The organism is Stagnimonas sp. FW305-C-60 (assembly GCF_058782965.1).
The window spans coordinates 22775-43245 of the sequence record NZ_JBYSYF010000004.1 but is presented as its reverse complement, the minus strand read 5'-3'; the positions used below and the strand labels follow the sequence as shown (position 1 = coordinate 43245).

General features: G+C 65.3%; 17 protein-coding genes and 2 tRNA genes. 2 read left to right on the top strand and 17 right to left on the bottom strand.

The features are described 5' to 3' along the window. Positions 1-7: 7 nt before the first annotated feature. The 3 genes from AC3WT6_RS13135 to AC3WT6_RS13125 are packed head-to-tail and all read right to left on the bottom strand — an operon-like array spanning position 8 to position 3911. A complete protein-coding gene (locus AC3WT6_RS13135) occupies positions 8-1453 on the bottom strand; it encodes a glycerol-3-phosphate dehydrogenase/oxidase (protein WP_492654056.1) in 1446 nt (481 codons plus the stop codon). A 25-nt stretch (positions 1454-1478) separates the two neighbouring features. Then, on the bottom strand, positions 1479-3068 hold the full coding sequence (locus tag AC3WT6_RS13130; protein ID WP_492654055.1) for an FAD-binding oxidoreductase: 1590 nt from the start codon (positions 3066-3068) through the stop codon (positions 1479-1481). A 57-nt stretch (positions 3069-3125) separates the two neighbouring features. After that, positions 3126-3911: an HAD-IA family hydrolase gene (locus AC3WT6_RS13125; RefSeq protein ID WP_492654054.1), complete on the bottom strand. Its 786-nt coding sequence runs from the start codon at positions 3909-3911 to the stop codon at positions 3126-3128. A gap of 104 nt (positions 3912-4015) precedes the next feature. On the opposite strand from AC3WT6_RS13125, the gene gluQRS reads away from it, so the two are divergent. Together gluQRS and phaR are read left to right on the top strand one after the other, a co-directional pair. Next, the gene (gluQRS, locus tag AC3WT6_RS13120; RefSeq protein WP_492654053.1) at positions 4016-4933 is read left to right on the top strand and encodes a tRNA glutamyl-Q(34) synthetase GluQRS; all 918 of its coding nucleotides are present in this window, start codon (positions 4016-4018) and stop codon (positions 4931-4933) included. Between the two features lie 74 nt (positions 4934-5007). After that, positions 5008-5511, top strand: coding sequence for a polyhydroxyalkanoate synthesis repressor PhaR (gene phaR / locus AC3WT6_RS13115; protein ID WP_492654052.1), 504 nt, complete (start codon positions 5008-5010; stop codon positions 5509-5511). A 511-nt stretch (positions 5512-6022) separates the two neighbouring features. Here phaR and pnp read toward each other — a convergent pair. From pnp to ftsH, 14 genes are all read right to left on the bottom strand, one after another. Then, the gene (pnp, locus tag AC3WT6_RS13110; protein WP_492654051.1) at positions 6023-8128 is read right to left on the bottom strand and encodes a polyribonucleotide nucleotidyltransferase; all 2106 of its coding nucleotides are present in this window, start codon (positions 8126-8128) and stop codon (positions 6023-6025) included. A 99-nt stretch (positions 8129-8227) separates the two neighbouring features. Further along, entirely contained in the window at positions 8228-8497 is a 270-nt protein-coding gene (gene rpsO / locus AC3WT6_RS13105) for a 30S ribosomal protein S15 (protein WP_492654050.1), read from the bottom strand. Between the two features lie 110 nt (positions 8498-8607). After that, the gene (truB, locus tag AC3WT6_RS13100) at positions 8608-9528 is read right to left on the bottom strand and encodes a tRNA pseudouridine(55) synthase TruB (protein WP_492654049.1); all 921 of its coding nucleotides are present in this window, start codon (positions 9526-9528) and stop codon (positions 8608-8610) included. After that, positions 9525-9938 carry a 30S ribosome-binding factor RbfA gene (rbfA, locus tag AC3WT6_RS13095; RefSeq protein ID WP_492654048.1) on the bottom strand — a complete coding sequence of 138 codons (414 nt, stop codon included), beginning with the start codon at positions 9936-9938 and terminating at the stop codon, positions 9525-9527. Before rbfA ends, truB begins: the two co-directional genes overlap by 4 nt. A 21-nt stretch (positions 9939-9959) precedes the next feature. After that, complete coding sequence (gene infB, locus AC3WT6_RS13090) at positions 9960-12677, bottom strand: translation initiation factor IF-2 (RefSeq protein WP_492654047.1); 2718 nt, start codon at positions 12675-12677, stop codon at positions 9960-9962. 31 nt (positions 12678-12708) lie between these two features. Next, positions 12709-14199 carry a transcription termination factor NusA gene (gene nusA / locus AC3WT6_RS13085; protein WP_492654046.1) on the bottom strand — a complete coding sequence of 497 codons (1491 nt, stop codon included), beginning with the start codon at positions 14197-14199 and terminating at the stop codon, positions 12709-12711. Continuing rightward, positions 14192-14704 (bottom strand): ribosome maturation factor RimP, encoded by a 513-nt coding sequence (rimP, locus tag AC3WT6_RS13080; RefSeq protein WP_492654045.1) that lies wholly within the window; start codon positions 14702-14704, stop codon positions 14192-14194. The genes nusA and rimP overlap by 8 nt, the downstream gene beginning before the upstream one ends. 63 nt (positions 14705-14767) lie before the next feature. Beyond that, positions 14768-14844, bottom strand: a tRNA-Met gene (locus AC3WT6_RS13075). A 78-nt stretch (positions 14845-14922) separates the two neighbouring features. Next, positions 14923-15007 (bottom strand) — tRNA-Leu (locus tag AC3WT6_RS13070). A 57-nt stretch (positions 15008-15064) separates the two neighbouring features. Beyond that, on the bottom strand, positions 15065-15445 hold the full coding sequence (gene secG, locus AC3WT6_RS13065) for a preprotein translocase subunit SecG (RefSeq protein WP_492654044.1): 381 nt from the start codon (positions 15443-15445) through the stop codon (positions 15065-15067). A 20-nt stretch (positions 15446-15465) separates the two neighbouring features. Next, positions 15466-16233, bottom strand: coding sequence for a triose-phosphate isomerase (gene tpiA / locus AC3WT6_RS13060; RefSeq protein WP_492654043.1), 768 nt, complete (start codon positions 16231-16233; stop codon positions 15466-15468). Positions 16234-16298: 65 nt separating this feature from the next. Continuing rightward, complete coding sequence (gene glmM / locus AC3WT6_RS13055; protein ID WP_492654042.1) at positions 16299-17636, bottom strand: phosphoglucosamine mutase; 1338 nt, start codon at positions 17634-17636, stop codon at positions 16299-16301. Further along, positions 17637-18428 carry a dihydropteroate synthase gene (gene folP, locus AC3WT6_RS13050; RefSeq protein ID WP_492654199.1) on the bottom strand — a complete coding sequence of 264 codons (792 nt, stop codon included), beginning with the start codon at positions 18426-18428 and terminating at the stop codon, positions 17637-17639. It abuts the gene before it with no gap. A gap of 123 nt (positions 18429-18551) precedes the next feature. Continuing rightward, the gene (gene ftsH / locus AC3WT6_RS13045) at positions 18552-20465 is read right to left on the bottom strand and encodes an ATP-dependent zinc metalloprotease FtsH (RefSeq protein WP_492654041.1); all 1914 of its coding nucleotides are present in this window, start codon (positions 20463-20465) and stop codon (positions 18552-18554) included. Positions 20466-20471 lie beyond the last annotated feature (6 nt).

Sequence of the window (20471 nt, the reverse complement as noted above, 5' to 3'; positions counted from 1 at the left end):
TTCCGCGCTAGACCAGGCCGCGCGGGTCGTGCTGGCGGCGCCAGTAGTCGCGGTAGCGGCCTGCTTCGGCAGCGGCGCGCTCGGCGTCCCAGCCGAGTTGCGCCTGGCAGGCCAGCAGCGTGGGCTCGATCAAGGCCTCGGCGCCTTCGGCCAGCACCAGCCCGGCGCGGCTGCGGCGCAGCAACAGATCATCGAGGTGAAAGACCTGCTCGCCGGCGCGTTCACGAATCTGCGCCAGGTCGGGCAACTCGGCGGGCGACTCGCTCAACGCGCGGTCGAACAGCGGCGCCGCATCCGCCGCCAACCGCAGTGCCGGCAGCTGCTGCGCGGCAGCGCGCAGAGCCTGGCGGGCGGTGACACGGAAGGTGGTGAGCTTGCCGCCGGTGACGCCGATGTAGCCCGGCGAGGCCCACTGCGCCGACTCCCTGGACGCTGCCGAGGGTTTGTCGGCGCCGTCGTCCACCACCGGTCGCACGCCGGCATAGCTGGAGAGCGCGTCGCCCAGGCCTAGCCCTGCGCCTGGCAGCAGCCAGTCCAGGGCTTCCAACAAGTAGTCGGCCTCGGCGCGCTGCATGCGCGGATTCCAGAGCTCCTCGTGGTGATCGAGGTCGGTGGTGCCGAGCAGGGTCGCCCCCTGCCAGGGATAGGCAAACACCGGCCGCTGGTCACGCGGATGCAGCCAGCCCACCGCCTGCGGCAGCGGCAGGCGTGCTTGCGGAAATACCAGGTGCGAACCGCGCAGCGGCCGCAGCCGGGGCGCGCCGGCCGGCTGGCCGGGCAGCGCATCGGCCCAGACGCCGGCGGCATTGATGACCAGGCCGGCCTCGATCTCGCGGCTCTCGCCGGTCTCGGCATCGCGCAGCGCGGCGCCGCAGACCCGGCCCTGCGCCTGCAACAGCTGCTCGGCGACCAAGTAGTTGAGCGCCAGCCCGCCATCGCGCTGGCCCTGCTCGATCAGCCGCCAGACCAGCCGGCAGTCGTCGGTGCGGGCGTCCTGGTAGCGCATCGCGCCGAGCAGGTTTTCCGTACGCAGGCCCGGCTGCGCAGCGCTGGCCTCCGTCGCCGGCAGGAAGCGCGAGTGCGCTCCACCGCTGGAGAAGCGGTCGTAGAGCCAGAGACCCAGGCGCATCGTGGTCTTGCCGGGCTTGATGCCGCGGTAGAGCGGCATCACGAAGTCCAGCGACTGCACCAGGTCCGGTGCCTCGCGCAGTAGACGTTCGCGCTCGCGCACCGACTCGGCGGTGAGCCGCCATTCACCAGTCTTCAGGTAGCGCAGCCCGCCGTGGACCAGCTTGGACGACCAGGACGAGGTGCCGGAGGCGTAGTCGCGCGCCTCCACCAGCAGCACCGAAACCCCGGCCCGCGCCGCCTCGCGGAAGATGCCGGCACCGGTGATACCGCCGCCGATCACCAGCAGGTCGACGCGAGACGGCAGCTGCGCTAGCCGGCTCACTGGCGCTGGCTCCAGGGGCTCGGCCTCACGCGAACAACTTGCCTGGGTTCATCTGCCCCTCGGGGTCGAACTCGCGGGCCATGGCGCGGATCAGGTCCATGCCCAGCTCGCCTTTTTCCTGCACCAGATAAGGCGCGTGATCGCGGCCGACACCGTGCTGATGGCTGATGGTGCCGCCGTGGGCGACGATGGTTTCGCTCAAGCGGCGCTTGAGGCGAGTCCAGCGTTCCAAGTCGCGCTCGTAGTCACCGCCGGCGCGGAACACGAAAGTGGAATAGACGCTGCAACCCTGGCGGTAGACATGCGAAAGATGGGTGAAGCAGTGCACCTTCTCGTTCTCGGCCGCGAACAGCGTGCGCGCCGCCTCCTCAATGGCGCGCATGGCGGCGGTGGCCTGGTTCCAGCCCAGGCAGGTTTCCACAGTGTCGGCGCCATAGCCCAACTCCCATAGCGAGTTGCGCAGATAGGGACCGCGGAAGCGGTTCTTGACCCAGCCCTTGCCGATCGCGCGGCCGGTGTTGACGCCGCGGAACTGCTTGCAGATCGCCAGCGCCTCGCGCTTCAGGCGCAGCACCTCGCGATGATTGCCGGTGGTGCCCACCAGCAGCATCACCGGCTGCTCGCCGACCTTGCGCACCTTGAGATAGCGGCGCAGCCAGGTGATGAGCTTCTCGTGGCCGGCCAGGGCCAGCTGGGTTTCGGTTTCGACCTCGTTGGACAGGCGCAGCAGCGACAGGCCGAGATCGGCCTGCGCCAGATGGCGCACCGCCTCGCAGCCGAGATCCCAGGTCGGGAAGAACACCGCGTGGAAATCCTCGTGGGTGGGCAGGCGCCGCAGCCGCACCGAGACCTCGGTGAGCAGGCCCAGTCGCCCTTCCGAGCCCATCAGCGCCTCGCGCAGGTCCGGGCCGGCGCTGGACGCCGGCAGTCCGCCGACGTTGAAGGCGCCGCGCGGCGTCGCCAGCCGGCCGCCGTGGAACAGCTGCTCGATGCGACCGTAGCGCAGCGACTGCTGGCCGGAAGAGCGGGTCACTACCCAGCCGCCCACCGTCGAGTATTCGTAGGACTGCGGAAAATGCCCGAGCATGAAACCGCGCTCGCGCAGCTGCGCCTCCACCAGCGGACCGGGCGTGCCGGCGTCGAAGCGCGCGATCCACTGACGCTCGTCCAGCTCGCGCAGCTTGTTGTAGCGGCCCAGGGCGATGTTCACCACCGGCCGGTCGCTGACCGGAACATCGAGATGCCCGACCACGCTGGTGCCACCGCCATAGGGGATCACCACCGCGCCGAGCTTGAGCGCGGCGGCCAGCGCCGCCTCGGCTTCCTCGCTGCTGGTTGGCAGAGCCACCGCATCCGCCACTGGCCCGAGCTTGCCGTAGCGCAGCGCCAGCCAGTCCGGGTAGCTCTGGCCACGGGCGTGCTGGGCGCGAACCGCAGCGTCGGTCAGAAAAGCGCTGTTAGGCAGACGTGAGGGTGCGACGCTGGCCAAGACCGATTCGCGGCTGGCATCGCGATTGGGGCTGCCGGTGCCGACCCGCTCGCGCAGGAAGCCGCGTGCAACCTCGTTCAGCGGGTAATCCTGGTCTTCCTCGCCCCAGCCGTTCCAACGCCGCATGTCCGCCCCCGATCTGCCCTGCCAACGAGCGGCCGAGTATAGCGGCCGACCGTGAACCTACAGCCGTGGCGCCGCGCTACGCGCGATGCGGCGCAGGGTTTTGAGCCCGAGATGCGCCTCGTCCATGCGGCCGGCCAGCACCCGCGAGGGCTGCTCCGGTTCTCCCAGCGCATCGAGCACCAGGCTGGCGGCGGAGAAATCCTGCTCCAGGGTGTCGCTATTGACGGTGATGACCGTCGGCACGCCGGCAGCCCGCGCCGCCTCCAGGCCCATGGCGGAGTCTTCGATGGCGATGCACTCGTAGGGTGCGAGCTTGAGCTTGCTCAGTGCGTAGCGGTAGAGATCGGGCGCCGGCTTGCGGGCGGCGATCTGATCGCCGCCCACCACCAGGCTGATGCGCTGGGCCAGATCCTGGCCCAGTCCGTACTTGAGAAAGGGCTTGACGCTGGAGCGACTGGCATTGGTCACCACCGCCAGCCGCAGGCCGGCTTCGCTGGCCTCGCGCAGCAGTCGCGCGACACCGGGGCGCAGCGGCACTTTGCCCTGACGCAGATAGCGCCGGAAGTAACGCGACTTGAGCCGATGCACATGCTCGACCCAGGCATCCTCGCTCTCGGAAACCGCCTCGGCATGCTCACCCAGTTCCGGCTGGTAGCGACGGAGATAGTGCAGCAAGCGCTCGCGCCCGCTGGGCTGCTTGAGCAGACGGCGGTACAGCTTAGGCCCCCAGCGGAAACCCAGCCCCAGCTTGCGGAAGGCGCGGTTGTAGGAGGGTCGATGGCCATGCGCCTCGGTGTCCGCCAACGTGCCATCGAGATCGAACAACAGGGCGCGCAAGGCCATCAGCGGCCCTCTAGGGGCCTGCCGCAGTCGCGAGGCAGGACAGGATGCATGCCGTATTCTAGGTGAAGAACATGTAAGAACAGCTTGATTTTGTTCACGACCTGATGAGCTCTTTCGGCCCCGACTATCGCGGTCGCTTCGCCCCCACGCCCTCGGGCCCGCTGCACCTAGGCTCGCTGCTGACCGCGCTCGCCGGCTGGCTGCGCGCGCGCCAGGCCCAGGGTCAGTGGTTGCTGCGCATCGACGATCTCGACCGCGCCCGCTGCCCGCAGGGCGCCAGTGCCGTGATCCTGCGGCAACTGGAGGCGCATGGCCTGCACTGGGACGAGGCGCCGCGCCTCCAGAGCGAGCATGTGGAGGAGTACGCGGCCGCGCTGGAGCAGCTACGCGCCCTGGGCACGGTCTACCCCTGCACCTGCACCCGCGCCCGGCTGGCCGCCGAGAGTCGGCCCGGCCCGGATGGGCCGGTGTACTGCGGTCGCTGCCGCCAGGGGCCATGCGATTCCACAGCACCAAGCGCGCTGCGTTGGCTGGTCCCCGCCGGCCGGTTGGAGTTGCAAGACCCGGTGCAGGGCCGCCTGTGGCGCGATGCCGAAACCGAAATCGGAGATTTTGTGCTGCGCCGCAGCGATGGCGTCTATGGCTATCAACTGGCCTGCGTAGTCGATGAGCAGGCGCAGGGCATTACCGAAGTGGTGCGTGGCGCCGATCTGATCGGCTCCAGCCTGCGCCAGGTTCTCCTGCTGCGGGCACTGCGCTCACCAGTGCCGGCCTACGTGCACCTGCCGGTGCTGACGGCAGCGGGTGGTCGCAAGCTCTCCAAGCAGAACGGCGCGACGGCGCTCGATGAAAAGACCGTCGGCGCAAATCTATTGCTCTGCTTGCGAGCCCTCGGGCAGCACCCGCCTGCTGATCTGCGCCGAGCGCCAACGCCGGAGATTCTGGACTGGGCGCTGCAACACTGGCGGCTCGGACAGGTTCCGCTGACGCGGCAGCAGAACATTCCTGATTTCCCGGGTTAGAAGTCTTCCGATAGCGGGAAAGAGCCGCTTCTGGCATTCTTTCCGCAGTGCAGCAATTTTTGAAGACCGTGCCCATGAACGATGTTCGCATCATCAAGAAGTACCCCAACCGCCGGCTGTACGACACCCATGTCAGCCGCTACATCACGCTGGAGGAGGTACGGCAACTGGTGCTGCAGAACATCAGCTTCCGGGTTGAGGACAAGCGCAGTCACGAGGACATTACCCGCTCCATCTTGCTGCAGGTGATCTCGGAGCAGGAAGAAGGTGGCAATCCGATCTTCAGCGCCGATCTGCTGATGTTCATCGTCCGTTATTACGGCGACCCCATGCAGTCCAGCATCAGCCGCTATCTGGAGCTGTCCTTGCGTCTGTTCTCCGAGCAGCAGCATCACTTCACCGATCAGCTTCGCGACCTGCTGGGCCAGGCGCAACAGCCGGTACAGGTGCTCAAGGAGCTGGCGGAAAAGCAGGTTCCGGTCTGGCGCGCGGTGCGCAAGGAGTTCCTGAAGAGCCTGGAACGCGCCAAGTCGATCAACCCTTTACGAGAAAAAGGCGAAGACGGCCCCACGCCTTGAGCAAATCGGCCCGCTTCTTGCTGACTGTAAGAAGCAGCAAGCTGCAAGTTCGTGGCGCGATAAGCTCAGATCAATCTCGATATAAATGACGTTTGCGTCACGAATTTTCAGGGAATCGAATTAACCTATTGCTTTGATTGATTTTTTTTACGCGTCTACGGAATTGACATTGCAGTTAGCGACATCTATACTGCACTGCAACAAAAGTAGGAAACGAAAAAAGCCCGGAAGCGGGTCTCGTTTCCGGGCTTTTATCTGGTCTCCTCCAGAAAGGCCATGCGCCTTTCTAGCACCTTACCCCCCTCAGCAACGAGGGGGGTTTTTTTTGGTCGAGCCAACCTGACGGCGACCCGATGTGTTGCATTCTGAAGCAATCAGATGGTTGTTTCAAGCCGATGACCGGCCCAAACAGGGGTTTATTCTGGCTTTTGCCGCTGCCCTGCCAATATCCCCAGCCAAAAACAAAAACGGCCGCCCGGTTTGGGCGGCCGTCCTTGCCTAGCTACGCCGGTTAGGCGAGGCCGACATCCGAAGATTTCATGGACAGGCGGATCTTGCCGTCGCGGCCCACTTCCAGAACCTTGACGCGAACGATATCGCCCTCCTTGACCACTTCCTCCACCTTCTCGACGCGCTGCTCCGAGAGCTGGCTGATGTGCACCAGGCCGTCACGGCCCGGCAGGATGGTCACGAAGGCACCAAAGTCCATCAGGCGGGCAACCCGGCCTTCATAGACATCGCCCGGCATCACTTCGCGGGTCAGCATGGTGATGCGCGCGATGGCGGCTTCCGCCGCTTCGCCGGTGACGGCGGCGATCTTGATGGTGCCGTCGTCGTCGATGTCGATCTGGGTGCCGGTGGCCTCGGTGATCGAGCGGATGGTGACGCCACCCTTGCCGATCACTTCGCGGATCTTGTCCGGATGGATCTTGATGGTGGTGATGCGCGGCGCCCAGGGGCTCATGGTCTCACGGGTGCCGGACAGCGCCTGGTTCATGGCACCGAGGATGTGCAGACGCGCATCCTTGGCCTGGGCCAGAGCCAGCTTCATGATCTCGCCGGTGATGCCGGTGATCTTGATGTCCATCTGCAGCGCAGTGATGCCATTGACCGAACCGGCCACCTTGAAGTCCATGTCGCCGAGGTGATCCTCGTCGCCGAGGATGTCGGTGAGCACCGCGAACTTCTCGGCTTCCTTGATCAGGCCCATGGCCACGCCGGCCACCGGCGCCTTCAGCGGCACGCCGGCGTCCATCAACGCCAGGCTGGCGCTGCACACCGAGGCCATCGAGGAGGAACCGTTGGACTCCATCACCTCGGTGACCACGCGCACCACGTAGGGGAATTCCTTGACCAGATCCGGCATCACCGCCATCACGCCACGCTTGGCCAGACGGCCGTGGCCGATTTCGCGACGCTTGGGCGCGTTCAGGCGGCCGGTCTCACCGACGCAGTAGGGAGGGAAGTTGTAGTTGAACAGGAAGCTGTCGTTGCTCTCGCCGGAGGCGGCGTCGATCAGCTGCGAGCTCTTGCCGGTGCCCAGGGTGATGGCCGCCATCACCTGGGTTTCGCCGCGGGTGAACAGGGCGGAGCCGTGCACGCGCGGCAGCAGGCCGGTGCCCATGGTCAGCGGACGCACGGTGACGCGGTCGCGGCCGTCGATACGCGGCGCGCCATCAAGGATGCGGTTGCGCACCACGCGGGCCTCCAGCACATGGAAGGCGTCCTTGATCTTGCCTTCGCTGAACTTCGGAGCTTCGCCACCGGCCAGCTCGGCAGTGAGCTGCTTGCGGATGGCGGCCACGGCGTCCTGACGCGCCTTCTTGTCGGTGATGCTGTAGGCATCGCTGACCAGGGCCTCGACGGCATTGATGGCGGCGGTCAGCTCGGCCGGCTCGGCCGGAGCGGTCCAGTCCCACTTCGGCTTGCCAGCGACGGCGGTCAGCTCGTTGATGGCGTTGATCGCCGCCTGCATCTGCTCGTGACCGAACAGCACCGCGCCGAGCATCACGTCTTCGGACAGCTGCTGGGCTTCGGATTCCACCATCAGCACCGCGTCCTTGGTGCCGGCGACCACCAGGTCGAGCTGCGAGGTTTCCAGCTGCTTGGTGGTGGGGTTGAGCAGGTACTGGCCGTTGGCGTAGCCGACGCGGGCGGCGCCGATGGGGCCTTCGAACGGCACGCCGGCCAGGCTCATGGCGGCGGAAGCGCCGATCAGCGCCGGAATGTCACCGGCCACTTCCGGGTTCAGCGAGATAACGGTGGCGACCACCTGGATCTCGTTGTAGAAGCCGTCCGGGAACAGCGGGCGCAGCGGGCGATCGATCAGACGCGAGGTCAGCGTCTCGTTCTCGGTCGGGCGGCCTTCGCGCTTGAAGAAGCCGCCGGGAATGCGTCCGCCGGCGTAGAAGCGCTCCATGTAGTCAACGGTGAGCGGGAAGAAATCCTGGCCTTCCTTCGACTCCTTCTTGGCAACCACAGAAACCAGCACCACGGTCTCGCCCATGCTCACCACCACGGCGGCGGTGGCCTGGCGGGCCATGTGGCCGGTTTCGAGCACTACTTCGTGCTGACCATACTGAAAGGACTTGCGGACAGGCTGGACGGGAAAGGTCATGGATTCGTTCTCTAGTTCGAATTGAAGTCGCGCCGGCGCCTTGTGCAGACCAGACGCGCAAAAACGAACCGCGCCTTTGGCGCGGTTCGTGTGGATCGCTTAGCGGCGAAGACCGAGTTCGGCGATCAGCTTGGCGTAGCGACTCTCGTCTTCCTGCTTGAGGTAGTCGAGCATCTGGCGACGCTGGTTGACCAGCTTGAGCAGACCACGACGGGAGTGGTTGTCCTTCTTGTGCTGTTCGAAATGCGGCGACAGGCTGTTGATGCGATTGGTCAGCAGGGCGACCTGCACTTCCGGCGAGCCGGTGTCGCCCTTGGCGCGGGCGAACTTCTCGATCACGGCGCCTTTCTGTTCGGTGGTAACGGACATAAAAACAACTCCAGGGGAATGCGTTTCGGATGCTTGCACTTTTTTGAGCGCAAAATTATAGCGGAGACCGCATTTTCAGACAATTGCCAGCAATTATCTGTTCGGGGCGATCAAATCCCGACACTGCCAAACCAGCGCCGCGGCTGCAGGCGGCCGTCGAGGCTCACCTCCCCCAGCCCCAGCAAACGATGGTCGAATCCTTCGATAGCCACCGGCCCCGGCTCAACCCCGGACAGTGGAACGGAGCTACCGTGGTCAAGAGCCGGCAGCTGCTCGACCGCAATCTGGACGAAGCGCCAGCCTTCCAGAGCCGCACGCGGCGGCAGCAACAAGGCGTCCAGCGCTAGCAAGCCCTGCCCCGCGGTCTGCTCCAACTCCTCCAGAGTCGACGGCCGCTGTTGCCGAAAGGGCCCGACTTCGATCCGCCGCAACCCCTGCAGATGCGCCACCTGCCCCACCGCCTTGGCCCAGTCCTCGGCCAGGGTGCGGATATAGGTTCCCTTGCTGCAGCTGACATCGAGCAAGGCCAACCCGTCCCGGTACGACAGAAGCTCCATCGAGTGAATTTCCACTTCCCTGGCCTCGCGCTCCACTTCCACGCCCTCGCGCGCCAGTTCGTAGAGGCGCTGCCCACCACGCTTGATGGCGGAGTACATGGGAGGAACTTGGCGTATCCGGCCAATCAGAGCCGGTAGCGCGGCGCGCAGACTTGCGGCATCCAAACCCGCTGGGTCGCTGCGGCCGATCACCTCGCCTTCCAGATCGCCGGTACTGCGCTGCTCACCGAAGCGAACCTCGGCCAGATAGCGCTTGCGGGCGTCCAACAACTGAGCGCTCAGACGGGTGGCTTGCCCCAGGCAGATCGGCAGCAACCCAGTGGCCAGCGGGTCCAGCGTACCAGTATGACCAGCCTTGTCAGCCTGGTAGAGCTTGCGCACCTTCAGCAGGGCTTCGTTGGAGCTCAAACCCCGGGGCTTGTCGAGCAGCAGTACGCCATGAACGGCGCGCCGCGGCCGGCGCAGGCTGTTCATTCAGTGCGATCTGGATCTTCACCGCGGGCGCGGGCGTGCTCATGGTCTTCGGCGACCGCCGTCCGGATCAGGGCGGTGAGACGATCCCCTTCGCGCGTCGCCTGATCGGCCGTGAACCGCAGCAGCGGCAGATGCCGAACCTGGATGCGTTGGCCGACTTCGTGACGCAGCTTGCCAGCTGCATGATTGAGGCCTTTGACCGCCTCCGCCAGCTTGTCGTCGTCGCTCAGGCTCGATACCCACACATGGGCGTTCGCCAAGTCCGGGGTGACATCGACACTGGTGACGGTCAGGCCGGCACCCGCCACCCGCGGATCACGAATGACGTCGGCACGCAGAATCTCGGACAGCACCGCGCGCAGCTCGGTCTTGAACCGGGCGGCGCGCGGGTAATCACGCTTGCTGGCCATTGCGGAGGTGTCGTGCCCGGCCTAGGCCTTGACGACGCGCTGTACCTCGACCCGCTGGAAGCACTCGATCTGGTCGCCGACCTTGACGTCGTTGTAGTCCTTCACACCGATACCGCACTCGGTGCCGGCCTCGACCTTGGCGACGTCGTCCTTGAAGCGACGCAGCGACTCCAGCACACCTTCGTAGACCACCGTGTTGTTCCGCAACACGCGGATCGGCAGATTCTTCTGCACGCTGCCGTCCATCACCAGGCAGCCAGCGATGGCGCCCAGCTTGGAACTGCGGAACACATCGCGAACCTGGGCGATACCCACGATCTGCTCGCGCGTCTCGGTGCCCAACAGGCCCTGGATCGCGGCCGACACGTCGTCAAGGATGTTGTAGATGATCGAGTAATAACGGAGATCGACCCCGGTGTCCTGCACGCGCTTGCGGGCCTGTGCATCGGCACGGACGTTGAAGGCGATGATGATCGCCTTCGAGGCCAGCGCCAGTTCGACGTCGGATTCGCTGATGCCACCGATGCCGGTGGACAGCACGTTGACGCGCACTTCCTCGCTGGGCAGCTTGCGCAGCGCTTCGGTAATGGCTTCGGCAGAACCCTGCACGTCGGCCTTCACCATCAGGTTCAGCGCCTTCTTCTCGCCATCGCCCATGTTGGCGAAGGCGTTCTCCATGCGCACCGCCGAGCTCTGCGCCAGCTTGGTCTCGCGCATCTTGTTCTCGCGGACGATGGCCAGTTCGCGCGCCTTGCGCTCGTCTGCCACCACCACCACGTCATCGCCGGCATCCGGGGCGCCGGAAAGACCCAGCACCTGCACCGGGATCGAGGGACCCGCCGACTTCACCGGCTTGCCGTTCTCGTCGAACATCGCACGCACACGGCCGAAGTGCGGACCGGTCAGGATCACGTCGCCCTGCTTCAGGGTGCCGGAGCGGACCAGCACCGTGGCAACCGGGCCGCGCCCCTTCTCCACCGAGGCCTCGATGATCACGCCGCGCGCCGGGGCGTCAACCTGGGCACGCAACTCCAGAACCTCAGCCTGCAGCAGCACGGCGTCCAGCAACTCGTCGATACCCTGCCCGGTGTGGCTGGAAACGCCGATCACCATGGTGTCGCCACCAAAATCTTCGGCGACCACCTCTTCCTTCAGCAACTCGTTCTTGACCCGGATCAGATCGGACTGTGGCTTGTCGATCTTGGTCACCGCCACCACCATCGGCGCCTTCGCGGCACGCGCATGCTGAATAGCCTCCTTGGTCTGCGGCATCACGCCGTCATCACCGGCCACCACCAGAATGACCACGTCAGTGATCTGGGCACCGCGCGCGCGCATGCGGGTAAACGCCGCGTGGCCGGGGGTATCGAGGAAGCTGATCACGCCCTTCTTGGTCTCGACGTGATAGGCACCGATATGCTGGGTAATGCCACCCGCTTCGCCAGCGGCGACGCGGGTCTTGCGGATGTAGTCGAGCAACGAGGTTTTGCCGTGGTCGACGTGACCCATGATGGTCACCACCGGCGGACGGGTGATGGTCTCGACATCGGAGCCCTCACCGGTGACGGCCTGCTCGAGGCTGTCCTCGAAATCGGTGTCCTTGATCGCTTTGGCGGTGTGGCCCATTTCCTCGACCATCAGCACCGCGGTGTCCTGATCGAGGGTCTGGTTGATGGTGGCCATGACGCCGTTGCGCATCATCACCTTGATCAGGTCGCCGGCCTTGACCGCCATCCGGGAAGCCAGCTCGGCGACGGTGATCGCCTCCGGCACTTCGACCTCGCGCACGATCGGCGCGACTGGACGCTCGAAGGCATGGGCGTTGTCGCCCATACGCATCGCGCCGGAGGGCTTCTTGCCACCCTTGCGATCACGACGACCACCCTTGCCATCGGCAAGATGAAGTTCTTCGCGACGGCCGCGATCGCGGTCACGGTCACTGCCCTTCTTGGCCGGAGCCGGAGCACCCGCCGGCGCCGGACGCGCCGCGCCGGGAGCCGGACGGGCACCGCCCGGGGCCGGGCGCGCTGCACCAGGAGCCGGACGGGCCGCGGGCGCAGCCGGGGCAATACGCGCCAGACGCGCCGCCTCGGCGGAACGCGCCAGGTTTTCCTGGGCACGACGACGGGAGGACTCGGCCTCCCATTTGGCCCGATAGATCGGGTCGTTTTTCAGCTTATCGGCATGCTCGGCGCGCGCGCGCTCGGCGGCCTCGGCCTCGGCACGCTGCTTGGCCTCGGCTTCCTCGCGTTCCTTGCGCTTGGCTTCGTCCTGAACCCGACGCGCCTCGGCCTCGGCGGCGGCACGAGCGGCAGCGGCCTCGCGATCCGCCTGCTGGCGCAACGCGGCCTCCTCCGCCGCCTGGGCCTCTTCAGGCGCGATTTCCGGCAGATCTTCGGGAGCACGCGCGACACTCGGCAACTCGTCCTGAGCGACATAGGTACGACGTTTCTTGACCTCGATGTTGACGGTCTTCGAAGGCAGGCCGCGACCGCCGCCCAGTTTCAGCTCAGTCTTCTCAGTGCGCTTGAGAGTGATCCGCCCGGCGCCACTGGCTGCCAGAGTGCCGCCGACACGCGCCATCTTCTGCAGGTGCGCCAACAGGGCCATTTTTTCGGACGGCGCGATCGCGGACTGTTCGTCCTTGGCCTCCACGCCAGCGTCCTTGAGCTGAGATAACAGCTCGGTGACGGGCTTGTGCAGCTCCGCCGCCAACTCGCGGATCGTTTGGGTACTCATGCGTGCGTATGTCCTAAGTCTGGGTTCGGATTTAACCGAGACCCCGTGCCGTCATGATCAGATTCGAGGCGCGAGCCTCATCGAGATCCGGCAGCATTTCCAGCAATTCATCGGTAGCGAGATCGCCCAGGTTTTCCCGGCTGATCACACCCTTCTCCGCCAGCGCATAGGCGGTGTCTTCATCCATGCCTTCGACCGCCAGCAGATCCTCGTCGGGTTTGGCACCCGTCGCGCGCTCGGCCTTGGCCAGAGCACGGGTCAGCAGGATGTCCTTGGCGCGGTTGCGCAACTCTTCGACGATGCCCTCGTCGAATTCGTCGATCTGCAGCAGCTCCTCGGCCGGCACATAGGCGATTTCCTCCAGCGAGGCAAAGCCTTCCTGCACCAGGATGCCGGCGATGTCGGCATCGACATCGAGACCGTCCATGAACATCTGCAGCAGGTTCTGATTCTCCTGCTCCTTCTTGGCCTCGGCGTCAGCCGCGGTCATCACGTTCAGCACCCAACCGGTCAGCTCGGAAGCCAGGCGCACATTCTGGCCGCCACGGCCAATCGCCTGCGCCAGCTTGTCCTCGGCCACCGCGATCATCATCGAGTGGGCCTCTTCGTCCATGACGATGGACTCGACTTCCGCCGGCGCCATGGCGTTGATGACGAACTGCGCCGGGTTGTTGTCCCAGGGCACGATGTCGACACGCTCACCCGCCAGCTCGGTGGAAACCGCCTGTACGCGCGAACCGCGCATGCCCACGCAGGCGCCAACCGGATCAATGCGCTTGTCCTTGGCCTGCACTGCGATCTTGGCGCGCACGCCCGGATCACGGGCCGCACCCTTGAGCTCGATCAGACCCTGGGCGATTTCCGGCACCTCGAGCTTGAACAGCTCCATCAGGTACTCGGGCTTGGTGCGCGAGAGGAAAATCTGCGGACCACGCTGCTGTGGGCTGACCTCGTAGAGGTAGCCACGGATGCGGTCGTTGGGACGCACCGGCTCACGCGGGATCAGCTGCTCGCGCAGGATGATCGCCTCGGCATTGTTGCCCAGATCGATAATCACATTGCCGCGCTCGATTCGCTTGACCATGCCCGAGATCAGCTCGCCGATACGCCCCTTGAAGGCTTCGACGATGCGCGCGCGCTCCGCGTCGCGTACCCGCTGGAAGATGACCTGCTTGGCCTTTTGGGCGCCGATACGGCCGAACTCGATCGACTGCAGGGGCTGGGTGATCACATCACCCACCTGGGCGTCGGGGTTGTCCATCTGGGCGCGGGCCAGCAACAGCTGGCGGGCCGGGGATTCGAAGTTCTCGTCCTCGTCGTCGACCACCGTCCAGCGCCGTGCGGTCTCGTACTCGCCGGTGTCGCGGTTGATGGTGACCACGATGTCCCACTCGGCGCCGTAGTGTTCCTTGCTGGCGGAAGCCAGGGCGGCTTCCAGCGCCTGGAAGACGATTTCCTGGTCGACACCCTTCTCGTTGGCCATTACCTCGACCATCAGCAGCAGGTTCTTGGCGTTATTCATGCGTTGAGTCCCCATCGTCTTCCTGGTCGGAAGACCCTTTCTTGGAAAATTCCTTGGCGTAATCCGGCACCAACCGGGCGCGTTCGAGGTCCGCCATCGGCACCCGGAAGCTCTCGCCATCCACCTCGACGACCAGCGCCTCTGCGTTGGCGTCGCGCAGCACACCGACCAGCCTTTTGCGCTTCTGCACCGGGACCAGCAATTGCAAGCGAACCTTCTCGCCGATGAAGCGGCGGAAGTGCTTCAGCTTTACCAGCGGACGGTCCAGCCCAGGCGAAGAAACCTCCAGCCGATAAGCCTTCTGGATCGGATCCTCGACATCAAGCAGGGCCGCGATTTCGCGACTGACCTTCTCACAGTCTTCCAGCGCCACGCCCTTGGGCGCGTCGATGTACAGCCGCAGCGTGCCGGTTTGCAGGCCAGGGCTGAACTCCAGCAACACGAGCTCGTAACCCAGCGATTCCACGGCGGGTTCGATCAAACGGTTGAGGCGTTCACGCAGCAAGGGCAACTCCAGACCGGTAGCAACAAAAAAGGCCCACGAGGGGCCTGGCACCAATTCAATATTTGGTAGCGGGGGCAGGATTCGAACCTACGACCTTCGGGTTATGAGCCCGACGAGCTGCCAGACTGCTCCACCCCGCACCAGACAGACAAAAAGTATACCGTAAACCACTTTCCGAATCAATGAACCAAGCTCAAAACAAACAACCGATTTCAGCTTGGTACCGACGGCGAGACTCGAACTCGCATAGCTTTCGCCGCTACCACCTCAAGGTAGTGTGTCTACCAATTCCACCACGTCGGCATTCGGGGGCGCGGATTATAGCCCAAGCATCGCTACTAGGTAGCCAGGCAGCGGCATTTATTCCGGCAGCTTCGGCTTGGCGTCTTCGGCGGGCGCTGCGGCCGCAGGAGCCGCCTCGCCGGTTGCCGTGGCCGGAACCGGAACAGAAGCCGGGGCCTCGCTGGTCGCGGCCGGGAGGCTGTCCACCACGCTGGAACCGACACCGCTCTTGGTGTTGACGAAGTAGGCCAGCGCCAGGCTGATGCCGAAGAAAACCACCGCCAAGTAGGCGGTCGCGCGAGAGAGGAAGTTGGCCGAGCCGCGGGAACCGAACACGGTACCGGAAGCGCCCGAACCGAACGCCGCGCCAGCATCGGCACCCTTGCCATGCTGCAACAGCACCAGCGCGATCAAGCCGATTGCGACAATGACCTGAATTACCACCAAAAAGGTATACATCCCAACCACCATCCCTGCGTTTACGAGTGCGCCTGCGCCGCAGCGCAGATCGCGAGAAAATCGGTCGCCTTGAGGGCCGCGCCGCCGATGAGGCCGCCATCGACATCGGGCTGGGCAAAAATGGCCAACGCGTTGTCCGGCTTGACGCTGCCGCCGTAGAGAATCCGAAGCGAAGCGGCAATTTTAGCATCGCGGGCGGCGATGCGCGCCCGGATGAAGGCGTGCACCTCCTGGGCCTGCTCCGGGCTTGCGGTCTTGCCGGTGCCGATGGCCCAGACCGGTTCGTAAGCGATGACCGCCCGCGCGAACGTCTCGGCGCCACCGACGGCCAGCACCGCATCCAGTTGGCGCCCGATCACCGCCTCGGTTTCGCCAGCCTCGCGCTCGGCCAGGGTTTCGCCGACGCAGACGATGGGCAGCAAGCCCTGCTGCAGGGCCACCTGAGTCTTGCGTGCCACGATCGCGTCTGTCTCGCCGTAATAGGCGCGGCGCTCGGAATGGCCGACGATCACATAGCGGCAGCCCAGCTCAGCCAGCATCGCGCCCAACACCTCGCCGGTATAGGCGCCCTGCTTGTCCTGATCGCTGAGGTTCTGCGCGCCGAGAACGAGCGGAGATTTGCCGATGGCGACAGCTGCCGCGTCTAGATAGGGAAATGGCGGACAAACCAAGGCCTCTACCGCAGGCACCGCCACCAGACCGTCGCGAATGCCGGCGATCAATTCCGCGCTCAGGGCACGACTACCGTGCATTTTCCAGTTACCGGCGACGAGATATTTGCGGCTCACGGTTACAGCCCCCTTCGTGTGATTCAGGTTGTTAGAAACACTCATCAATCAATTCAGCCGCCGCTTCAGGCCAAGGCCCGCACCCGGTCGGCGATGCGCTCGGCCATGGCTCGAGTCAGCGCGGCATCGTCTGCTTCGACCATCACCCGCACTAACGGCTCGGTGCCGGACGCACGCAGCAACACCCTGCCACGGGCGCCCAGCTCCGCCTCCACCGCGGCCACCTCGGCAACCACCGAGGCCTGCTCGACCAGGGCTTTGGCGCCACCGGCCACACGGACATTGATCAGTACCTGCGGGAACTTTCGCATACCGGTCAGCAGCTCTCCGAGCGGCCGGCCGGATTCGACCACCGCCGCCAGCACCTGCAGCGCGGTCACGGTACCGTCGCCGGTGCCAGTGCGGTCCAGGCAGATCGTGTGCCCGGAGGTCTCGCCCCCCAGAACTCCGCCCTTGGCCTTGAGCAATTCCATCACATAGCGGTCGCCAACCTTGGCACGCTCGAAGTCGAGCCCCAGTTCCCGCAGGGCTTGCTCCAGCCCGAGGTTGGACATCTGGGTGCCGACCACCGGACCGCGCAGGCTGCCTGCGGCCAGCCGCTGGCGGGCGATCAGGTACAGAATCTCATCGCCGTCGATCTCGCGACCATCCGGGGCCACCATCAGACAGCGGTCGGCGTCACCATCCAACGCAATACCGACGTCGGCGTGGTGCTCCTGCACAGCCGCCTTGAGCAGCTCTAGGTGGGTAGAGCCGCAGCCGCGGTTGATGTTGAAGCCATCCGGTCGGTCGCCGATGGCGATGACCTGCGCGCCCAGTTCGGCAAATACCGCCGGCGCCGTCTTGTAGGCGGCGCCATTGGCACAGTCGACGACGAGCTTCAGTCCGGCCAGGGTCGCCTCGCCAGGGAAGCTGCTCTTGCAGAACTCGATATAGCGCCCGGCGGCGTCATCGATGCGACGCGCGCGCCCTAGCTGTTCGGCGGCGACGATCTGCATGGGTTGATCCAGCAGCGCCTCGATTTCCAGCTCCACCGCATCGCTCAGCTTGCCGCCATCGGCACCGAAGAATTTCACGCCATTGTCGTAATGCGGATTGTGCGAGGCCGAGATCACCACTCCGGCCTGGCAACGCAGCGCGCGGGTCAGGTAGGCGACGCCGGGCGTCGGCAGCGGACCCAGCAGATCGGTCTCGACGCCAGCGGCGGCAAAACCCGCCTCCAGGGCCGACTCGAACATATAGCCGGAGCGACGGGTGTCCTTGCCGATCAGCACCCTTGCACCCGGCACACGCCCCAGCACGCGACCGGCGGCCCAGCCCAGTTTCAAGGCGAAATCGGGCGTCATCGGCGCCTGGCCGACCGTGCCGCGAATGCCATCGGTGCCGAAGTATTGGCGATTCATTTATTGGTTCTCCCGGCGCGCCTCGCGGATGGCATGAGCGGTTTGCACCGCCTGCACCGTGGCACGCACATCGTGGGCGCGGATTATCGCCGCCCCCTGCTGGATGGCAAGCGCGGCGGTCACCACGCTGGGAATCAGGCGTTCGGCCACCGGCAAGCCCAGCAGCTTGCCGAACAGGGATTTTCTCGACACTCCCAGCAGCAAGGGGCAGCCAAGGTCGACGAAGGCATCCAGCCGCGCCAGCAGGCGCAGGTTGTGCTCCAGGCTCTTGCCGAAGCCGATGCCCGGATCGACCAGCAAGCGGGCACGGGCAATGCCCGCAGCCAAGCAGGCCTCGATCCGCTCTTCGAGCGCGGCATGCACTTCGGCCAGCACATCCCGGTACTGCGGCGCCTCCTGCATGCTGCGCGGCTCGCCCTGCATATGCATCAGGCAGACCGCCGCACCGGTTTCCGCGGCGGCCATGATCGCGCCGCCGGCGCGCAGCGCATTGACATCATTGATCAGGCTGGCCCCGGCGGCCATCGCAGCGCGCATCACCGCCGGCTTCATGGTATCGACCGAAATCACGCAGTCCACTTCGACCGCCAGCCGCTCGATGATGGGCACGACGCGGTCCAGCTCTTCCTGTTCGGATACTGGCGCTGCCCCCGGGCGCGTGGACTCGCCACCGACGTCGATCAGGCGCGCGCCCTCCGCCTGCATCTGCCGCGCCTGCGCCAGAGCCTGCGCGGGCTCCAGCCAGAGGCCACCGTCGGAAAACGAGTCCGGCGTGATATTGAGAATGCCCATCACCGCCGGGACGGCAAGATCAAGCTGGCGATCTGGCAGCTGCAGGATCAAGGCAATTAAGGAGTCAGGACGGAAAAAGAAAATGGGGCCGGCAGAGCCGACCCCATTGCCGGAACCAAAAATTTACAGCTGGCTGGCGGGCGTAGCCGTAGGCGTAGGCGCGCCACCCGGCGCGCTGGGCTTGGGCGCGCTGGGCTTGCTGGGGTCAGTCCAGTTTTCCGGCGGCCCCGGCGGCTCGCCACGCATCAGCTTGGCCAACTGCTCGCTGTCGACTGTCTCATATTTAATGAGCGCGTCGGCCATCGCATGCAGGATGTCCATCTTCTCGATCAAGATGTTCTTCGCCCGCGTGTAGTTGCGGTCGATCACCTCGCGTATCTCGCGGTCGATGGCATTCGCGGTGTCGTCGGAAACGTTCTTGGTCTGGGTGACGCTCTTGCCCAGAAACACCTCGCCGTTGTCCTCTCCATAGGCCAGCGGGCCGAGGCGATCCGACAAGCCCCACTTGGTCACCATGTTGCGGGCGATCTCGGTGGCGCGCTCGATGTCATTGGAAGCGCCGGTGGTCACCGCATCCGGCCCGAAGATCAGCTCTTCGGCCAGGCGGCCGCCGAACAGCGAGCTGATCTGCGAATTCAGCCGCGACTTCGAATAGCTGTAGCGGTCGCCTTCCGGCAGGAACATGGTCACACCCAGCGCGCGGCCACGCGGGATGATGGTGACCTTGTAGACCGGATCGTGGTCGGGCACGGTCAGGCCGACGATGGCATGGCCGGCCTCGTGATAGGCGGTCAGTTTCTTCTCGTCCTCGGACATCAGCATGCTGCGGCGCTCGGCGCCCATCATGATCTTGTCCTTGGCCTTCTCGAAGTCCTGGTGATCGACCAGGCGCTTGTTGGCGCGGGCGGCGAACAATGCCGCCTCGTTAACCAGATTGGCCAGATCGGCGCCGGAGAAACCGGGCGTAGCACGAGCAATGATCTCGGCCTTGACGTTGTCGGCCAGCGGCACCGCGCGCATGTGCACCTTGATGATCTGCTCGCGGCCACGCACGTCGGGCAGCGGCACCACCACCTGGCGGTCAAAGCGGCCCGGACGCAGCAGCGCCGGGTCGAGCACGTCGGGACGGTTGGTGGCGGCGATGACGATCACGCCCTCGCTGCCCTCGAAACCGTCCATTTCCACCAGCAACTGGTTGAGGGTCTGTTCGCGCTCGTCGTGACCGCCGCCCAGGCCGGCGCCACGGTGGCGGCCGACAGCGTCGATTTCGTCGATGAAGATGATGCAGGGCGCGTGCTTCTTGGCCTGCTCGAACATGTCGCGCACGCGACTGGCGCCAACGCCGACGAACATTTCGACGAAGTCGGAACCGGAGATCGAGAAGAACGGCACCCCCGCCTCACCGGCGATGGCCTTGGCGAGCAGCGTCTTGCCGGTACCCGGCGAGCCTGACATCAGCACGCCGCGCGGGATCTTGCCGCCCAGCTTCTGGAACTTGCCCGGGTCTTTCAGGAACTCGACCAGCTCGGCCACTTCCTGCTTGGCTTCCTCGACACCGGCGACATCGGCGAAGGTCACCTTCACCTGGTCGGCATTGAGCATGCGCGCCTTGGACTTGCCGAAGCTCATGGCGCCGCGACCGGCACCACCGCCCTGCATCTGGCGCATGAAGTACACCCAGACCGCGATCAGCAGCAGGATCGGGAAGGAGCTGTACAGCAGTTGTAGCAGGATCGGCGTTTCCTTCGGCGGCTGGCCGTCGAAGCGGACGTTGTTGTCCAAGAGGGTACCGATCATCGAGCGGTTGTCGGTTTCCGGGCTGTAGGCCGAGAACCGCTGGCCGCCCTTGAGCTGGCCACGGATCTGCTGGTCTTCAATCACCACCGACTCGACATCGCCCTTCTTCACCTGCTCCAGGAAGTCGGAGTAGGCCAGAGGCTGCTCGGCCCCGCGGCGCCCCGAAAAACTCTGGAATACGGTCATCAGCACCACCAGGATGACCACCCAGAGCAGCAGGTTTTTGGCTAGATCGTTCAAGGATTC

Bases quoted from the DNA above. Each gene is read 5' to 3' on its own strand.
- nusA (WP_492654046.1), bottom strand. From the start codon at position 14,199: ATGAATAACGCCAAGAACCTGCTGCTGATGGTCGAGGTAATGGCCAAC.
- AC3WT6_RS13130 (WP_492654055.1), bottom strand. From the start codon at position 3,068: ATGCGGCGTTGGAACGGCTGGGGCGAGGAAGACCAGGATTACCCGCTG.
- glmM (WP_492654042.1), bottom strand. From the start codon at position 17,636: ATGAATCGCCAATACTTCGGCACCGATGGCATTCGCGGCACGGTCGGC.
- truB (WP_492654049.1), bottom strand. From the start codon at position 9,528: ATGAACAGCCTGCGCCGGCCGCGGCGCGCCGTTCATGGCGTACTGCTG.
- AC3WT6_RS13125 (WP_492654054.1), bottom strand. From the start codon at position 3,911: ATGGCCTTGCGCGCCCTGTTGTTCGATCTCGATGGCACGTTGGCGGAC.
- folP (WP_492654199.1), bottom strand. From the start codon at position 18,428: ATGGGCATTCTCAATATCACGCCGGACTCGTTTTCCGACGGTGGCCTC.
- gluQRS (WP_492654053.1), top strand. From the start codon at position 4,016: ATGAGCTCTTTCGGCCCCGACTATCGCGGTCGCTTCGCCCCCACGCCC.
- infB (WP_492654047.1), bottom strand. From the start codon at position 12,677: ATGAGTACCCAAACGATCCGCGAGTTGGCGGCGGAGCTGCACAAGCCC.
- secG (WP_492654044.1), bottom strand. From the start codon at position 15,445: ATGTATACCTTTTTGGTGGTAATTCAGGTCATTGTCGCAATCGGCTTG.
- rbfA (WP_492654048.1), bottom strand. From the start codon at position 9,938: ATGGCCAGCAAGCGTGATTACCCGCGCGCCGCCCGGTTCAAGACCGAG.
- phaR (WP_492654052.1), top strand. From the start codon at position 5,008: ATGAACGATGTTCGCATCATCAAGAAGTACCCCAACCGCCGGCTGTAC.
- rpsO (WP_492654050.1), bottom strand. From the start codon at position 8,497: ATGTCCGTTACCACCGAACAGAAAGGCGCCGTGATCGAGAAGTTCGCC.
- pnp (WP_492654051.1), bottom strand. From the start codon at position 8,128: ATGACCTTTCCCGTCCAGCCTGTCCGCAAGTCCTTTCAGTATGGTCAG.